The 16,400-nt window shown below is 59.2% G+C and carries 14 protein-coding genes; 4 read left to right on the top strand and 10 right to left on the bottom strand.

Annotated features, from left to right (window positions below; genetic code table 11):
• Positions 1-141 precede the first annotated feature (141 nt).
• The 3 genes from QZL66_RS01355 to QZL66_RS01345 all read left to right on the top strand — a co-directional run bounded on the left by QZL66_RS01355 (position 142) and on the right by QZL66_RS01345 (position 2,770).
• Positions 142-1,341 carry a suppressor of fused domain protein gene (locus tag QZL66_RS01355; protein WP_022409974.1) on the top strand — a complete coding sequence of 400 codons (1,200 nt, stop codon included), beginning with the start codon at positions 142-144 and terminating at the stop codon, positions 1,339-1,341.
• The gene (locus QZL66_RS01350; protein WP_022409973.1) at positions 1,338-1,973 is read left to right on the top strand and encodes a sugar O-acetyltransferase; all 636 of its coding nucleotides are present in this window, start codon (positions 1,338-1,340) and stop codon (positions 1,971-1,973) included. Before QZL66_RS01355 ends, QZL66_RS01350 begins: the two co-directional genes overlap by 4 nt.
• Positions 1,974-2,092: 119 nt before the next feature.
• Positions 2,093-2,770, top strand: a complete 678-nt coding sequence (locus tag QZL66_RS01345) for a TIGR00266 family protein (protein WP_022409972.1) — start codon at positions 2,093-2,095, stop codon at positions 2,768-2,770.
• 110 nt (positions 2,771-2,880) lie between these two features.
• On the opposite strand, the gene pgsA is transcribed toward QZL66_RS01345, so the two are convergent.
• The 10 genes from pgsA to QZL66_RS01295 all read right to left on the bottom strand — a co-directional run bounded on the left by pgsA (position 2,881) and on the right by QZL66_RS01295 (position 14,730).
• The gene (pgsA, locus tag QZL66_RS01340; protein ID WP_022409971.1) at positions 2,881-3,456 is read right to left on the bottom strand and encodes a CDP-diacylglycerol--glycerol-3-phosphate 3-phosphatidyltransferase; all 576 of its coding nucleotides are present in this window, start codon (positions 3,454-3,456) and stop codon (positions 2,881-2,883) included.
• Positions 3,440-4,783: a 30S ribosomal protein S12 methylthiotransferase RimO gene (rimO, locus tag QZL66_RS01335; RefSeq protein ID WP_022409970.1), complete on the bottom strand. Its 1,344-nt coding sequence runs from the start codon at positions 4,781-4,783 to the stop codon at positions 3,440-3,442. The genes pgsA and rimO overlap by 17 nt, the downstream gene beginning before the upstream one ends.
• A gap of 452 nt (positions 4,784-5,235) precedes the next feature.
• On the bottom strand, positions 5,236-5,871 hold the full coding sequence (locus tag QZL66_RS01330) for a regulatory protein RecX (protein WP_022409969.1): 636 nt from the start codon (positions 5,869-5,871) through the stop codon (positions 5,236-5,238).
• 3 nt (positions 5,872-5,874) lie between these two features.
• On the bottom strand, positions 5,875-7,092 hold the full coding sequence (recA, locus tag QZL66_RS01325; protein ID WP_022409968.1) for a recombinase RecA: 1,218 nt from the start codon (positions 7,090-7,092) through the stop codon (positions 5,875-5,877).
• Positions 7,076-7,948: a peptide chain release factor N(5)-glutamine methyltransferase gene (gene prmC, locus QZL66_RS01320; protein WP_022409967.1), complete on the bottom strand. Its 873-nt coding sequence runs from the start codon at positions 7,946-7,948 to the stop codon at positions 7,076-7,078. Before prmC ends, recA begins: the two co-directional genes overlap by 17 nt.
• Positions 7,948-8,925, bottom strand: a complete 978-nt coding sequence (locus tag QZL66_RS01315; RefSeq protein WP_022409966.1) for a DUF1385 domain-containing protein — start codon at positions 8,923-8,925, stop codon at positions 7,948-7,950. Before QZL66_RS01315 ends, prmC begins: the two co-directional genes overlap by 1 nt.
• A 36-nt stretch (positions 8,926-8,961) precedes the next feature.
• Complete coding sequence (locus QZL66_RS01310; RefSeq protein WP_022409965.1) at positions 8,962-9,651, bottom strand: hypothetical protein; 690 nt, start codon at positions 9,649-9,651, stop codon at positions 8,962-8,964.
• Between the two features lie 17 nt (positions 9,652-9,668).
• Positions 9,669-11,114: a sensor histidine kinase gene (locus QZL66_RS01305; protein WP_226943944.1), complete on the bottom strand. Its 1,446-nt coding sequence runs from the start codon at positions 11,112-11,114 to the stop codon at positions 9,669-9,671.
• The gene (locus tag QZL66_RS01300) at positions 11,104-11,802 is read right to left on the bottom strand and encodes a response regulator transcription factor (RefSeq protein ID WP_022409963.1); all 699 of its coding nucleotides are present in this window, start codon (positions 11,800-11,802) and stop codon (positions 11,104-11,106) included. The genes QZL66_RS01305 and QZL66_RS01300 overlap by 11 nt, the downstream gene beginning before the upstream one ends.
• Before the next feature lie 1,551 nt (positions 11,803-13,353).
• The gene (locus tag QZL66_RS01295; RefSeq protein WP_022409961.1) at positions 13,354-14,730 is read right to left on the bottom strand and encodes a citrate synthase; all 1,377 of its coding nucleotides are present in this window, start codon (positions 14,728-14,730) and stop codon (positions 13,354-13,356) included.
• A 482-nt stretch (positions 14,731-15,212) separates the two neighbouring features.
• Here QZL66_RS01295 and spoIID point away from each other — a divergent pair, with 482 nt between their 5' ends.
• Positions 15,213-16,244: a stage II sporulation protein D gene (gene spoIID / locus QZL66_RS01290; RefSeq protein ID WP_022409960.1), complete on the top strand. Its 1,032-nt coding sequence runs from the start codon at positions 15,213-15,215 to the stop codon at positions 16,242-16,244.
• The last annotated feature ends 156 nt before the right edge of the window (positions 16,245-16,400 follow it).

Genomic DNA, 16,400 nt, shown 5'->3' with positions numbered 1-16,400 from the left:
CCCGTGGGGAGTCACCCCTTTCAGGGGAGGCTAATTCTCTTTTTCTGTTGCGAAAGCTAATTTTCTTGACACATCTCCGCAAATCCGATATAATAAAAGCACGATCACCCGGTGATCTGCATCTTTTTGGGGAGGCATTCCATGACAGTACAACCACCGTCCGATCTGGACTATTCTGATACAAAACTTCTCGTCGAAGAGCTTCGTGCCCACCGGCACGTCTGGATGGGGAGAAGCCGGCGTGTGCTGGAGGGGCTTCGGGCTGCTGACCAGCCGTTCCGCATCCACCTGGTTTCGCCGGCGACCAGGGACAAAAACTTTTACATCCTGCTGACCGAGGGGCTGAGCCTGCACGCCATGCCGGCACCGCCGGAGCTTGCCGGGAAAGGACTGGAGCGCATCGAACTGATGCTGCTCCTGCCGCCGACCCTGCCGCTGGAAAACGTGCGGGAATCCTGGTATGTGAAGCTGGTGACCAAGCTCGCCCGGCAGGTCATGCAGCAGGAGGACTTTCTCTGCTGGGGCAGCCGCTTCGAAAACGGCGAGCCCTTTGTGCCGGACAGCAGGCTTTGCGGCGGCGTGCTGCTGAACTGCGGCATCCTGCCCAGCGCTGCATCCATCTGCAACGTCCGCCCCGGACTCTGTGTCCGCTATTACCAGATCATGCTTCTGACCCAGCAGGAACTGGACTATCAGGCGGCATGCGGCACAGATGCCCTGCTGGAACTGCTCGCCGGCTCGGTCACCTCCGTAACCGATCTCTCCCGCCGAAACATCGCAGACAGCGGCTATCTCATGGACTGGGAGGCGATCCACGCCGGCACCATCCGCCGGAAAGACCTGCCCCGCATGGAGATCGAGGGATTCAGCCACATGGCGGTCTATCTGCGCTGGTGCATTGAACACAACCTGATGTCCGAGGCGTTTCAGCAGGACTTTCCCAAGGAAATTCAGAAGGTGCTGGAAAATGAGGACGACTATTTCGACCTGCGGACGGTCATTCGGGACGAGCTGGGCGGAGAACTGCGCCGCACCATCTTCAACGAGGAGGGCGAGGCGTTTGCCGCCTACTACTACGACCACCGCCACAGCGGCAGCCTGCCCTGCTACCCCGCCGACGTGGACGACTATGCGCTCCATCTGTTCGGCGAGGAGGAGTACCACAGCGAATATTTTCAGGATGAGGCGTACCTTTTCATTCCCTTTGACGAGCACTATTATCAGGGGATGAAGCCCTACATCGACAGCAACTACCGGAAATTCCAGCTTCTGCAAAAGCTGGTGCAGCTCAACACCCTGCACATCAATCCCGACCAGTATCAAGGAGGTTTTTCATCATGACCGAACCGGAATATATGCTCTCAGGCAAGCTCTACGACCCCGGCGACCCCCTGCTGGACCGCCAGCGCCAGACGGCGCACCGGCTCTCACAGGAGTACAACGCCACTCCGGAAGCAGACGGCGAAAAGCGGGAGGCAATTCTCAGACAGCTGCTCCCCAACCGGGGCGCAGACACGTTTTTGCAAGGTCCCATCCAGTTTGACTACGGCATCTACACCACCTTTGGAGAGCGGTGCTACACCAACTTCAATTTCGTGGTACTGGACACCTGCCCCGTCACCATCGGCAACGACGTGTTCTTCGGTCCGAACTGCTCCCTTCTCACGCCCATGCACTCCTACCTGCCGGAGGAACGCAACCTCCGCCGGCGTGCAGACGGCTCGCTGTACGATCTGGAATACGGCAAGCCCATCACCATCGGCGATAACTGCTGGCTGGCGGGCAACGTCACCGTGTGCGGCGGTGTCACCATCGGAGCAGGCTGCGTCATCGGCGCAGGCAGCGTGGTCACACGGGACATCCCGCCCCACTCGCTGGCAGCCGGCAACCCCTGCCGTGTCATCCGCACCATCACCGAAGCCGACAGCACCGCCCGCAAATCCGGCATTCTCCGGGAGGACGGTCAGCGGTGACGGCGGCTGCGGCAGCGACAAACCCGCCGCCCACAATGACTCCATGACGGACATGGACTCCCCGAAGCACTGCGGGAGAGCATCTCATAATCAAACCCACACCGAAAGGAGCAATACCCATGCAATATCAAATTCAAGGTCAACCGTACCCCGTTGCCGTCCTCACCCTCCAGCCGGAGGAGAGCGTCCTCTGTCAGAAAGGCGCCATGTCATGGATGACACCCAACATGGAGATGGCCACCAAGGGCGGCGGACTGGGCAAAATGTTCAGCCGTGCCCTCACCGGCGAAGCCATGTTCCAGAACCAGTACACCGCCAAAGGCGGCACCGGCATGATCGCCTTTTCTTCCGCCCTGCCGGGGGAGATCATGCCCGTTGCCATCACACCGGAGCGTCCCATCGTGGCGCAGAAATCGGCGTTCCTCGCCTCGGAGGCAGGCGTTTCCTTTGAGCTGTACTTCCAGAAAAAGATCGCCGGCGGCTTCTTCGGCGGCGAAGGCTTCATCATGCAGAAGTTCAGCGGAAACGGCATGCTGTTTCTGGAGATCGACGGCAGCACCATGGCATACGATCTGGCTGCCGGACAGTCCCTGCTGGTGGACACCGGCAATCTGGCTGCCATGGAGGCGACCTGCTCCATTGACGTGCAGACGGTCAAGGGCATCGGCAACGTCCTGCTGGGCGGCGAGGGGCTGTTCAACACCAGGGTCACCGGCCCCGGACGCATCTGGCTCCAGACCATGCCCATCTCCAACATGGCGGGCGCTATGGCACGGGTCATGCCGTCGTCGAAGTAACGGCAGCAGCCCGTAAATATCCCGCAAAAACACAACAGCCGCACCGGAGGATCTTCCATTCCGGTGCGGCTGTTTTTATCGCTCTTAAACTTGTATTGTTTTGGATTGCCTTACTTGTCGCTGTCGATATACTTCCAGCAGCCCTTGAGATAGACCAGACCGGAGATAATGGTCAGCACGGTGGAGATCCAGATCAGCCCGTTCAGCACCCATGTGCGGACGGCGTCCGGCATTGCCGCATGAAAGTCCCCTGTCAGGGACAGGTACAGCAACACGGCAACAATGGTCACCATGGTGAAGGCGGTCTTGAGCTTGCCCCAGATGCCGGCGGCGATGACCACGCCCTCCTCCGCAGCCAGCAGCCGCAGACCGGATACCATAAATTCCCGTGCAATGATGATGACCAGCGGAATGGCGGACATCCGGAACTCGTCCAGCTCCACCAGCACCGTCAGCGCCGTAATGACCAGCACCTTGTCCGCCAGCGGATCCAGAAACTTGCCGAAGTTCGTCACCAGCCCTCTGGCACGGGCGATCTTGCCGTCCAGCATGTCCGTAAAGGATGCCACGGCAAAGACGATCAGCGCCAGCAGGAAGTGCGCCGGAATGGCGTCCACATAAATGCAGACCAAAAAAACAGGGATGAGAATGACACGCAGCAGTGTCAGCTTATTCGGCAGATTCATCGGTTACCTCCTCCGCCAGCAGGTCATAGTCCATGGTGTCGAATACTTCCACCGTGATGTACTGTCCCAGACGCAGCCGGCTGTCGCTCTTAATGAAGATCTTGCCGTCGATGTCCGGCGCATCCGCAGCGGTTCTGCCGAAATAGCAGCCGGCGTACTTGTCGTAGCCCTCGATGACGGCGGTCATGCGCTTGCCGATCTTGGCGGCATTCTTGGCGGCGCTCACCTCTGCCTGCTGTTCCATGAGGATGTCCGCACGGTGGGCACGCACCTCCTCGTCGATCTGATCCTCGAACTCTGCAGCAGCCGTGCCCTCCTCCTCGGAGTAGGCGAAGCAGCCCATGCGGTCGAACTCCATGTCGTGAAGGAAGTCGCCCAGACGGTTGAACTGTTCCTTGGTCTCGCCGGGAAAGCCGGTGATGATGGTGGTGCGCAGGGTGACATCGGGCACACGCTCCCGAATGTGGGCGATGAGATTCCGGAGGTACGCTTCATTTCCCGGACGGTTCATCCGGCGGAGAATTGCCTCATCGCAGTGCTGGATGGGCATATCCAGATAGGGCACCATGTGCGGCTCTTCCGCCATAACGTCCAGCAGCTCCTCGGTGATGCGCTCCGGATAGCTGTAGAGCACCCGCACCCAGCGGATGCCGTCGATGTGGCAAAGCTCCCGCAGCAGCTCCGGCAGACGGCACTTGCCGTACAGGTCGCAGCCGTAGCGTGTGGTGTCCTGTGCGATGACCACCAGTTCGGTGACGTGGTGTTCCGCCAGCCAGTGCGCTTCCTCCAGCACCTGCTCCATGGGAACGCTGCGGTACGGACCACGGATGGCAGGGATGGCACAGTAGCTGCACCGGTTGCTGCATCCCTCGGCGATCTTCAGGTAGGCGAAAAACGGCAGCGTGGTGATAATGCGGGCACCGGTGGTCTCGGCATCCTCCTTCTTGCCGAAGCGCACCACACGCTCGCCGGCGAGCACGTGATCCAGCACATCTACGATATCCCGGTTGTTTCCGATGCCGATGACTGCGTCCGCCTCGGTAAACAGGTCGGCAGCCTCCTGCTGATAGCGCTCCGTCAGACATCCGGTGAGGACGATCTTCTTCAGCGTCCCCTCTTTTTTCAAGGCAGCCAGCTCCAGAATGGTCTCGATGGCCTCCTCTTTGGCGGACTGGATAAATCCGCAGGTGTTTACGATTGCAATGTCAGCTTCTCCCGGCTCGGTCACAAGCTGGTAGCCATGGGTACGCAGCTTGGACAGCATGCGCTCCGAATCCACCAGATTCTTGGAACATCCGAGAGAAACCATCCCAACACGAATTGGCATATGTTTCTCTACTCCTTTTATTTTGGGCAATACCGCACAAAGATTGTGCGGTATTGCCTTTGATTGATACCCTTTGCAGCGTGCGCCTTTAAGAGCTCGTGTTCATAGGCGTCTATCTACGTCTTTTCGGCAAATTTTGTTGCATACTGCGTTAAAAATTCTTGCCATACGAAAGTATGCCTGCAAATTTTTGCCTTGTCTGCAAAAAAATTTGCTCGAAAATCCGCATATATTTCCTACGAACACAAGCTCTAAGAGAGATACGAAAGAATGCTCTCCCGATAAGAGGAGATCAGCATACATTCGCACCCCCGCAGCTGTATCGGCAGACAAACCTTATTGGTCTCCCGGATTTTCCGGTCTCGCAGATCACGTGCTTTTTCTTAAACTCTCCCCGGAATTGATCTGCCAGTTTCCGGTCTGCATTCGCATACGAAAAAAATGCGCAAACGCTACTCATCGGCTTCTTCCTCCTGTGCCAGAAACCACGCCACGGCAGCATTGATCTCTGAGAAATCGTATCCCTGCCGCACCAGCGCCGCCTTGCCACGCTCCACCGTCCGGCGGTCCTGCGGGTCGGCGAAATAGCCGGCGTACTTCCGGCAGATCAGCGCCTGAAGCTGCTCCGCCATCTGTTCCGTATACGGTTCCAGCGCCTCCTGAATCTGCGCCTCCAGCAGCCCGTGCCGGTACATCTCCTGCCGGGCACGGCGCAGCCCGAAGTGCTTTCCCGCCACATAGTGCCGTGCCAGCTGTTCCGCATACCGCCGGTCATTAATCAGTCCCTTGGCTGCCAGACGGTCGGTCACAGCGTAGCAGACCGCTGCCGAATACTTCGGTTCCAGCTTCCGGTACATCTCCTGATAGCTGTAGTCCCGCCGGTCCAGCAGGTAGCAGGCGTGCTGAAACGCTTTGCGGGACAGCTCCGCCGTCTGCACCTGTTCCCAGGCGCTCTCCGGCAGGCGCATGCCCTCCTGCAAGTGGAATTTCTGCACCACGGACACATGGAGAAAGTACGGGGATTCGCTGCCGTCCATGCGCAGCAGCCACGTATTTCCCTTGTAGGCGTGCAGTTCTGTGATCTCCATGGATTATACCGGTGTGAACTCTTCGAAATCGTCCTCGGCGCTGATCTCCAGATCCTCGTCCGCATTCACGCCGGATGCCGGCACATCGCCGGCAGCATCGTCTGCCGCAGGTGCGCCGCCGGCTGCCTTTGCCGCAGCCTCCTCCAGCTTGGACTTCTTCTTGTCCTTCTTGGGCTTGCCCAGCAGCTCGTCCTTGTGCTCCAGGATCTTGCCCTCGATCTCCTTCATCAGCTCCGGATTCTCCTCCAGCAGCTTCTTCACGTTATCTCTGCCCTGTCCCAGACGCTGTTCGCCGTAGCTGAACCACGAGCCGCTCTTCTGGATGATGCCCAGATCTGTGGCAACGTCCACCACCTCGCCGGTGCGGGAGATTCCCGTGCCGTACATGATGTCGAACTCGCACTCCCGGAACGGCGGTGCCACCTTGTTCTTGCTGATCTTGACCTTGGTGCGGTTGCCGATCTGGGTGCCGTTTTCCTTGATCGCCTCGCCACGGCGCACTTCCATGCGGACAGAGGCGTAGAACTTCAGGGCACGTCCGCCCGGTGTGGTCTCCGGATTGCCGTAGAGCACACCGATCTTCTCCCGCACCTGGTTGATGAAGATTGCCACGCACTTGGACTTGGAGATGACAGCGGTCAGCTTCCGCATTGCCTGGGACATCAGACGTGCCAGCTGTCCCACGTGGCTGTCGCCCATGTCGCCGTCGATCTCCGCCTTGGTGGTGAGGGCTGCCACAGAGTCCACGACCAGAACATCAATCGCACCGGAGCGCACCAGCGCCTCGGCGATCTCCAGCGCCTGCTCGCCGCTGTCCGGCTGGGACACCAGCAGCTCGTCAATGTTGACGCCCAGCGCCTGTGCATAAAGAGGGTCGAGGGCGTGTTCCACATCGATGAACGCCACTTCGCCGCCCATCTTCTGCGCCTCGGCGATGATGTGCAGGGCGACGGTGGTCTTACCGGAGCTCTCCGGCCCGTACAGCTCCACGATACGTCCCCGCGGCACACCACCGATGCCCAGCGCCAGATCCAGCATCATGGAGCCGGTGGGAATTGCCTCGATGTTGAGGTTGGTTCTGTTGTCCCCCAGCCGCATGATCGCGCCGGTGCCGTAGGTCTTTGTGATATGTGCAATGGCGCTTTGCAGCGCCTTCTTCTTCTCTTCGTCTGTTTCCGGCATACTGATGACCGGTTTTTTCTTGTTATCCACTTTTGCCATCGTCAGAAATCCTTTCTTTTCGTTGTCCCAGGACGACCCTGCCGATGCCTGCCAAATCCGGCAGAATCCGGCAGCCGGTCAGTCCCGCCTGCTCCAGCAGCTGCTGGACGGCGTGTGCCTGTCCCTGTCCCACCTCGTAGAGCAGCCAGCCGCCCTGGGCAAGCCGCCTGCTCCACAGAGGTGTCAGCCGGCGGTAGAAGTCCAGCCCGTCGGGTCCGCCGTACAGGGCGGATGCGGGTTCGAATGCCACCTCCGGCTGGAGCTGCGCCATGTCCTCCGCCGTCAGATAGGGCGGATTGCAGGTGATGATGTCGTATGTGTTTTGGCGGAGCTCCGCCGGCGGTGCGAGGGCATCGCCCTCCCAGATGTGCAGCGCCGGCGCATGCCGGTTCAGATTGCGCCGCAGATAGGGCAGCGCACGGGCGGACAGCTCCACCACGTCCCCTGTCACGCCGGACAGGTGGACAGCAACCGCCGCCGGAATGCAGCCGCTTCCGCTGCACAGATCCAGCAGGCGGGTAGCAGCTGTGCCGCGGCGCAGGCGGAGCACTTCCTCCACCAGTACCTCCGTATCCTGCCGCGGGATGAGCACGCCCTCCCCCACGGAAAAAGGCAGCCCGTAGAACTCCCACGCACCGCAGAGGTACTGGAGAGGTTCGTGGCAGCAGCGGCGGCGGGTCATGTCCGCCAGCGTTTCCTGCTGCGCCTCGGTGAGCGTCCGCTCCGGCAGGGTGCGCACCGGCTGGCGCACGCCCATCACCTCCTGCACCAGAATATCGCCCTCAAAGGCGGCATCCGGCAGACCGTGTTCTGTCAGAACCGCACGTGTCCGGCGGACGGCTTCGTAGGAGGTCATCACCACTTGTCGTCCTCCATGTCCGCCGGAATGCACGGCTTCAGGGCTGCGATGGCGCACTCGATCTGCGAGGCGTCAGGTTCCCGTGTGGTGATGCGCTGGATCTGGAGTCCCGGCCACGAGAGGGCACGGGTCAGCCAGCTGCTGCTGCGTCCGGCGATGCGGATGAACTCATAGGAGATGCCCACCACCAGCGGCAGCAGCAGGATGCTCACGATAATACGGGGCAGCACCTGATACACCGGCACGATGCACATGACCAGAATGCTCACAATGAGGGTGATGAAAATAAAGCTGGTACCGCAGCGGGGGTGGAAGCGGGTGTGCTTCTTCACGTTCTCCACAGTCAGCTCCTCCCCTGCCTCATAGCAGGCGATGGTCTTATGCTCTGCGCCGTGGTATTCATAGGTGCGGCGGATGTCCTTCATCATGCCGGTGCACGCCATATAGCCGAGGAAGATGGCGATCTTCAGGATGCCCTCCAGCAGCGACCGCACGAACCGGCTGTTCTCCGGAATGGCAGTGTGGGCAATGAGCTGTCCGATGAGAAACTTGGGCAGAAAGACGAAGAGGCCCACGGCGACCGCAATGCCCACGATCATGCCGATGGTCATGATAATGCCGAAGATCTTGTCCCCCAGCTTGTCATCCAGCCATTTCTCGAAGCGGTTCATCTCCTCCTCTTCTTCCTCTTCGCCGTCCTCCGGCATCTGCTTTTCGGCGGACTTTGTGAGGCAGCGGTAGCCGTCCTTCATGGACTGCACGAAGTTGAAGCAGCCCCGCACCAGCGGGCACTTCCGGTACCACGGCATATGCTTGCCGTTGTTCTCCGGCCATGTTTCCACCTCGATCTCGCCGTTTGGCAGCCGGCACGCCATGGCGCCGGTATCTGCCCCTTTCATCATCACGCCCTCGATGAGCGCCTGACCGCCGATCTTGGTCATGTGCTTCGGGTTCTCTCTGGGTTGTTTTGCCATATGTATCTGTTTCCTTTCTTGTGAAGACCGGCTCTTTTAGTCGATCGTGACGGTATTTTTCACAGCATCCCAATCTGCGTCTACATCCAGCCAGTTTTCCCCGCCATATTTCTCATATTCTTCGATCTTCTGCACCAGCTGTTCCAGAAACGCCGGATTCTCCCGTGCGTACCAGATGTTGGAACGCCCCAGATTGTGCTTTCCCCTTGGCACATGCCAGCGGTAGGAATAGCGCTCTCCCGCCGGCAGCAGCACACAGCCCTTTGCCGGTGCGCTGACATTATATTCGAAGGTCTGTATTTCGCCGTTTTCGTCCGTGAAGGGGTACTCCTGATATTCCCGAAAGACGGTGGCGTGATGATACCAGCCCATGACACGAACCGACTCGCTTGCCTCCTCGATGCGGGCGCACCAGACCACCAGCACATCCTCTGCCGCCGGATCAGACGGGCGGAGCTGTTCACAACCGAGAATGTTTTCCACCAGGATCCTTCTGCGTTTGCCGCCGCTGGACATGGTTTCCACAAAGCCCAGACAGAGCCGTTCCTCCTCGCTTCCGTACCACGGCGCAAAGTTATACGCCTCGCCGCCGGTGTGGTGCTGTGCGACGTAATCGCCGCCGAAGCGCAGCTCATCCCGGAACTGCCTTTCCGCATCCGGCTTGATGCCCTTATAAAACTTCATATTGCCGGTGCGCAGGATCACGATTCTCGGTAACTTCTGCATCTCTGATTCCTCCCGTATTATGTGGTGGCGCTGCTGCGGCGCTGGGACTCGACAGGCAGCGTGATGGTGACGTTGGTTCCCACGTTCAGCTCGCTGGTGATGTCCAGTCTGCCGCCGTGCATAGAGATGATCTCGTCCGCCACAGCCAGCCCGATGCCGGAGCCGCGGCGGGTGTGGTTTGCCTTAAAGAATTTGGTCTTGACGTGGGGCAGGTCTGCCTCGCTGATGCCCACGCCGTTGTCCGTCACGGTGACCTGGATCATGTTCCCCACCTCTTCGGCGCTCACGGTAATGGTGGAGCCGGGGTTGGAGTACTTGATGGCGTTGTCGATGACGTTGATGAACACCTGCCGGATGCGGTTCTTGTCCCCGTAGACAAAGGGCAGCATCTCCGGCTCCTGATAGATGATGCGGATGTTCTCCTTCCGTGCCTTCTCCTCATAGATGAGGACGGCATCCCCCAGCTCTGCCAGAATGTCCATGGTGGCGCACTGGAGGGAGAATCTGCCGCTCTGCATGCGGGAGAAGTCCAGCAGCTCCTCCACCATCTCCGAAAGGCGCTCCGTCTCGTTGACGATGACATGCACGCCACGCTGGATGGTGTCGGGGTCGGTGTCCATGCACATAGTCTCCGCCCAGCCCTTGATTGCCGTCAGCGGCGTGCGCAGCTCGTGGGACACGGAGGAGATGAACTCGTTCTTCATGTTCTCCGTATTGGACAGCTCGTCCGCCATCTGGTTGATGGAGGCGCAGAGGTCACCGATCTCGTCGTGGCTCTGGCTGTCGATGCGGACGGAGAAGTCGCCCTTGGCAAACTTCCTGGTGGTGGCGCTGATTTGCTTGATGGGACGGATGATGGAGCGGATGAAGTACACGCCCGTCACCACCAGCAGCAGCAGCACGCCGCAACACACCGCCCCCACAGCAACAGCGTAGGTATGGACGGCACCCTGAATCTGTTCCAGCGATGCCACCACACGAATGGCGCTATAATCCGTGCTGACATCGGAGATGTCCACGGAAACTGCCATCATGGTCTCGCCGTTCACCTTGCCCACCCAGTAGCCGCTGCCGTTCTCCATCGCCTGCTCATAGTCCGGCATGGCGGTGTCCTCCTCCTGGGAGAAGCCGGAGGAGGTGAGGATGACACGCCCCCGGGCGTTGATCGCCATGAGCTCCATCTTGTCCTTGTCGGAGAAGTTCTCAATGGTGCTGCGCATCTCGGAGGAGAAATTGGTGTCGGCATCCTGCGCATAGCGATTGAGGACACCGGAGACCGAGGTCACCTTGGTGGTGAGGTACTGGCGGGAAGCGCCGTAGTAGTAGTTCTGAATGGCGTACATAAAGGCAAAGTCCAGCACCAGCAGCACCAGAAAGACCAGCACCAGATTGTTCAGGATCCAGCGGCGTGTGATCGTCCCCCGCACTGCGCCATCCTTTTTGCGTTTTCTTTTACTTGTCATTCCACTTATATCCATAGCCCCAGATGGTCGTAATGTAATGGGGCTTGCTCGGCTCTTCCTCGATCTTCATGCGGATGCGGCGGATGTTGACATCCACGATCTTGTCGTCCCCGAAATACCCGTCGCCCCAGATGTGATTCAGGATGCTGGCACGGTCCAGCGCCGTGTTCTGATTGTTCAGGAAATACTCCATGATCTGGTACTCCACCTGTGTCAGGTCGATGAGCTTGCCGTTCTTGGTGACGGTGCGGCTCTTGAGATTGAGGGTAAAGGGTCCGCTCTCGATGACGCTGGACTTCTCGTCCTTGATGAAGCTCATGCAGACCCGCCGGTAGATGGCATCCACACGGGCGGTCAGCTCCGAGGGCGAGAAAGGCTTGGTGATGTAGTCGTCCGCCCCGAACATCAGACCGCTGACCTTATCCATTTCCTGTGTGCGTGCGGTAAGCATGATGATGCCCAGCGTGGAGCTCTTCTCCCGCAGCTTCTTGCAGACAGTGAAGCCGTCGATGCCGGGCATCATGATGTCCAGCAGCACGATGTCGAAGTCGCCGTGCTCCTCGTCAAAGACACGGAGCGCCTCCTCACCGCAGTTCACATCGATCACCTCGTAGCCTGCACGTTTCAAATTGATCACGACAAAATCACGAATGACATCTTCGTCCTCGCAAACCAGAATCCGTTTCATGGGATGCCTGCTCCTTTCTGAAAAGCTTTCTTAGAGCTCGTGTTCATAGGCGTCTATCTACGTCTTTTCTGCAAATTTTTGCCTTGTCTGCAAAAAAATTTGCTCGAAAATCCGCATATATTTCCGATGAACACAAGCTCTTATTTCCCGTCATGTATCATAAGCGCCTGTCGGCGTATCGTTTTATCCGGCATTCACGAAGAAAAACCGCACCAGCAGCTCCTCCTGCGGCAGCGCCAGTTCGTCGCTCTCCGGCTGGGCGGCCCGCATATAATACGCCGTCTTGCCCCGGGAGCGCAGCAGCTGGNNNGGAGCGCAGCAGCTGGTAGCCGTTCGCCGTCCGGTCGTCCTGCTCCTCCTGATCGTGGACAGCGCCGTACCGCAGAAGCTCCGCCATATGGTCGGAGATCGCCCCGTCATAGCGGCAGAACACAATGTCCCCCGTGAGGGCATCGGTCACCGCCGTCACCGTGCCGTACCAGCTCTCCGGCAGAATGAACAGACAGCCGTCGCTGAGGCTATAATAGCTGCGCATCCGCTCCGTGAGGGCGCTGCCCGATACACTCAGCCAGCGTGTCAGGCGCACCTGCTCCGAAGAGCTGTCGTCATAGCCGGGGAAGGGCTGCTGTACCGGAATCTCCACCGAACCGTCCCCGTCCACATCCATGGAGAGGTAGCCGGCGCTGCGGGCAGTTGCCGCCACGGTGGCGCTGTCCGGCAGGGCGTAGCACAGGGCACCGCTGTCGCTGTCGGTACAGAGGATCTCCGTCTGCACTGCCGTCGGGCCGCTCTGCCCGTCAATGTAAATGCCGATGCTCCCGCCGGCGAGCCTGCCGTAGAGCACCTGGCTATAATCCGAAAAGCCGCAGCGCAGCTCCAGCTTTCCCGCATCCGACACCGCCTCCTGATCCATGCGGTACAGGGCGGCAGATGCCGCGGCGCTGTCTGTGGCACGGCTGAGCACCAGCAGCTCCTGCAAACTGTCCGCATCCAGATCCGCCACATCGAACATGGTGTAGGGAGTCTGGAACAGGGCGGTCAGCCCGCTGTCCCCGTAGGTGTAGACGCTGAGGGATTTGTCCGACTGGTCTACACTGCTGTAGCCGATGAGAATGCGGTTCTTGGGGCTTGCCCCCAGCGGCTGGATGACCACACGTTCGATCTCTGCGCCGTCCGCCGGATAGTCGCAGACGGACATCCACTTGCCGTTCACCTGATCCAGGACGTTCAGGCGCAGACTGTTTTCCGTGGCGGTGAAGTTGGTCTTTTTGTAGAACACCAGCGCCTCGTCCTCCCCGTCAGCGTCCAGATCCACGACAGTAAAGGCGGACAGGTAAGCGCCGGAGCGGGGATACTGCAAGGTGATGCCGGTGCCGGCAGCGTCCTGCAGTGCCCGGTAGATCTGCTGCTGCTCCTTGCTCAGGCTGGGCGGCTTCAGCATGGAGTCCACCGATGCCCCCAGCGTACAGCCGGTGAGCAGGCTGCACAGCAGGCACAGAGATAGGCAAAATGCGGCGGACAGCCGCAGCCGCCGCCGCACTCCGGCGTTTATCAGTCCCGATCGCATAGCGGCACATACTCCTTGGGCTTTGCGATTGCCTTGTAAGCCGGCCGGATGATCCGCTTGCCGGTGAGGATCTCCTCCATCCGGTGCGCAGACCAGCCCACCATCCGTGCTGTGGCGAACAGGGGGGTAAACAGCTCGTCCGGAATGCCCAGCATCCGGTAAACCAGACCGGAATACATATCCACATTGGCGCAGACCACCTTGTCGCTGCCACGCACGGTGCGCATCAGCTCCGGTGTCAGCTTCTCGATGAGATCCAGCAGGCGGAACTCCCGCTCGATCTCCTTGCCCTCTGCCAGCGCCATTGCCTTCCGCTTGAGGATGACGGCACGGGGGTCAGACAGGGTGTAGACAGCGTGTCCCATGCCGTAGATCAGACCGGAGCCGTCGTTTGCTTCCTTCCTGAGGATCTTGGTGAGGTAGTCTGCCACCTCGCCCTCGTCCTCCCAGTGTTTGACGTGCGCCTTGATGTCGTCCAGCATCTGGATGACCTTGATGTTGGCGCCGCCGTGGCGGGGGCCCTTGAGGGAGTTGATGGCAGAGGTGTACGCTGCAAAGGGATCTGTGCCCGAAGAGGTCGCCACACGGCAGGCAAAGGTGGAGTTGTTTCCGCCGCCGTGGTCTGCGTGAATGGCAAGGAGCACGTCCAGCAGCTGTGCCTCCTCCTTGGTGTAGACACGGTCGTTCCGGATGAGAGAGAGGATCGACTGCGCCGTATTTTCGTCCGGCCGGAGGGGGTGCATGATCATGCTGGCATTGTCGTACTTGTGGCGCTTTGCCTGATATGCGCCGTCCATAAGGATGGGCATTTTGGCGATGAGATCCAGTGCGATGCGCATTTCATCCTCGATGGTGGTATTCTCGGTGATGTCCGAATAGGAATACAGGGAGAGGATGCTCCGAGCCAGTTTGTTCATAATGTTGTTCGAGGGCGACTGCATGATGGAGTCCACCAGAAATCCCGGCGGCAGCTCCCGGCGTGCACTGAGAGAGCGGGTCATGATCTCCAGCTCCTTGGCATCCGGCAGCATGCCGAACAGCAGCAGGTAGACCACTTCCTCAAAGACATAGCGGTCTTCCCGTTCGGCGTTCTCGATCAGGTCATTGATATCATAACCCCGGTAAATCAGCTGTCCCGGAATGGGCTGGCGTTCTCCTTCGTTCATTACATAGCCGTGCACGTTACAAATCCGCGTAATTCCGGCGATCACACCGGAGCCGTCCGCATTGCGCAGGCCACGCTTGACATCAAATCTCTCGTAGTATTTCGGTTCAATTGCAGAATACTGTTCCAAATCTCTGCATAAGTTATGGATATCCGATTCCTCAATGCTTTGGTTATAGATCAGTTGCGGTGTCATAGCGATTGCCTCCTTATTTGGGTTGTGAAGATCTGTCCGGGAAAAGCCGAACAGACCGAATGCGTTCCGTCAGTCCGCACACCGCAGCGCTCCGCCGAAGCGAAGCCCGTCTGGTTCGACATGCAGTGTGCAGCCAGACTCCAGAAGTCACATTGCAAGGGCAGCACAGCACAAAGCCCGCCTGAGGGCTTTGCACGCAATCTGCTTGCCGATTTTCCGCCATATCACACAGAAATCCCTTGACATACGACAGTATGCCTGCGGAATTTCTATGTGATCTGCCAAAAAATCGAACTGCGCATCTTACGCACAAGCTTTGTGTGGTGTTGCCCAAATCATGCAGTCTGCGCCATCCGTAACTTATATTATACACGAAACCGGCGCATCTGTCAATCATTTCTCTGAGAGCCTTTCGCATTTTTTCATTCTGATCTCCGAATACGAAACCGGCTTTGACCTCCAACAGAAAGAGCGTGGCGACAATGAAAAAATATCTGATGATTCTGGGCGTATTTACCGGCATTCTGTTTCTCATCACCGTCGTTCCGGCGAGGTGTCTGGGACTTGCTCCCGTGCCGGATTCCCCGCCTGTGGCAACGGCAGTGACACAGACCGCAACGCCCGTGACCGCCGCCGCCAGACCGGCAGCGTCCCTGTGCCGGAGCTACCGGATGCTGGACATCACCAGCGGCAGGGTGGCGGAAATTTCTGTGCGGGACTACGTGATCGGGGCGGTGTGCGCCGAGATGCCCGCCACCTTTGAGCCGGAGGCGCTCAAGGCGCAGGCGGTCGCCGCCCACACCTACGCCGAACGGCAGCATCTTCTGGAACAGGAACAGCCCACGCCGGAGCTTTGCGGGGCGGACTTCTCCAACGACAGCAGCCAGTATCAGGCGTGCTTCACGGAGAATCAGGCCCGGCAGTACTACGGCGACAGCTTCCAGACAAGCTACGCCAAAATCTGCGATGCCGTGGACGAGGTGCTGCCCTACGTGCTGGAGTCCGGCGGCTCGCCCATTGTCGCCGCATTCTGCTCCATGTCCGCCGGCAAGACAGAGAGCGCCGAAAACGTGTGGGGCGCAAGCGTCCCCTATCTGGTCTCCGTGGACAGCAGTGCCGACACCACCGCTCCACGCTATCTGGAAACGGCGGACTTTACAGCGCAGGAATTGCAGACGCAGCTCGCCGGGCTGCTGCCGGATGCGGACTGGGACACAGCGCCGGCGGACTGGTTTCGCATCGTCAGCACCACCGACGCCGGAACGGTGCAGACGCTCACCGTCTGCGGACAGACCTGCACGGGGCAGGAGGTGCGGGATGCGCTGGCACTGCGCTCCGCCGCTTTCACGGTCGCCTGCGCTGACGGGAAGTTCACCTTTACCACAAGGGGCTTCGGGCACGGCGTGGGGATGAGCCAGTACGGCGCAAACGCCATGGCGAAAGACGGCGCAGACTGGCGGAAGATCCTGATGCACTATTATCCCGAAACGGAAATTGTGTCGTTTTCAGAGTGATTGTTGAGAAGCAAACGAAATCAGAAAGAAAAGCATATAAATTTCAGCCAACGAAAAATATTCAAACTCTGAAACGTAAAATCTTCGTGCCGGAACAAACTGATTTCAGAACCGTTACCCCGTCAGGCTGCTCCAGCTGAGCGCAGCTGGCGAGGT

The sequence above is a fragment of the Ruminococcus sp. CAG:330 genome, from assembly GCF_000437175.1.
In the GTDB taxonomy this organism is placed as follows: domain Bacteria; phylum Bacillota; class Clostridia; order Oscillospirales; family Ruminococcaceae; genus Ruminococcus_C.
Note: the sequence above shows the minus strand (reverse complement) of the source record. Positions and strands in the feature narration are given on the sequence as shown.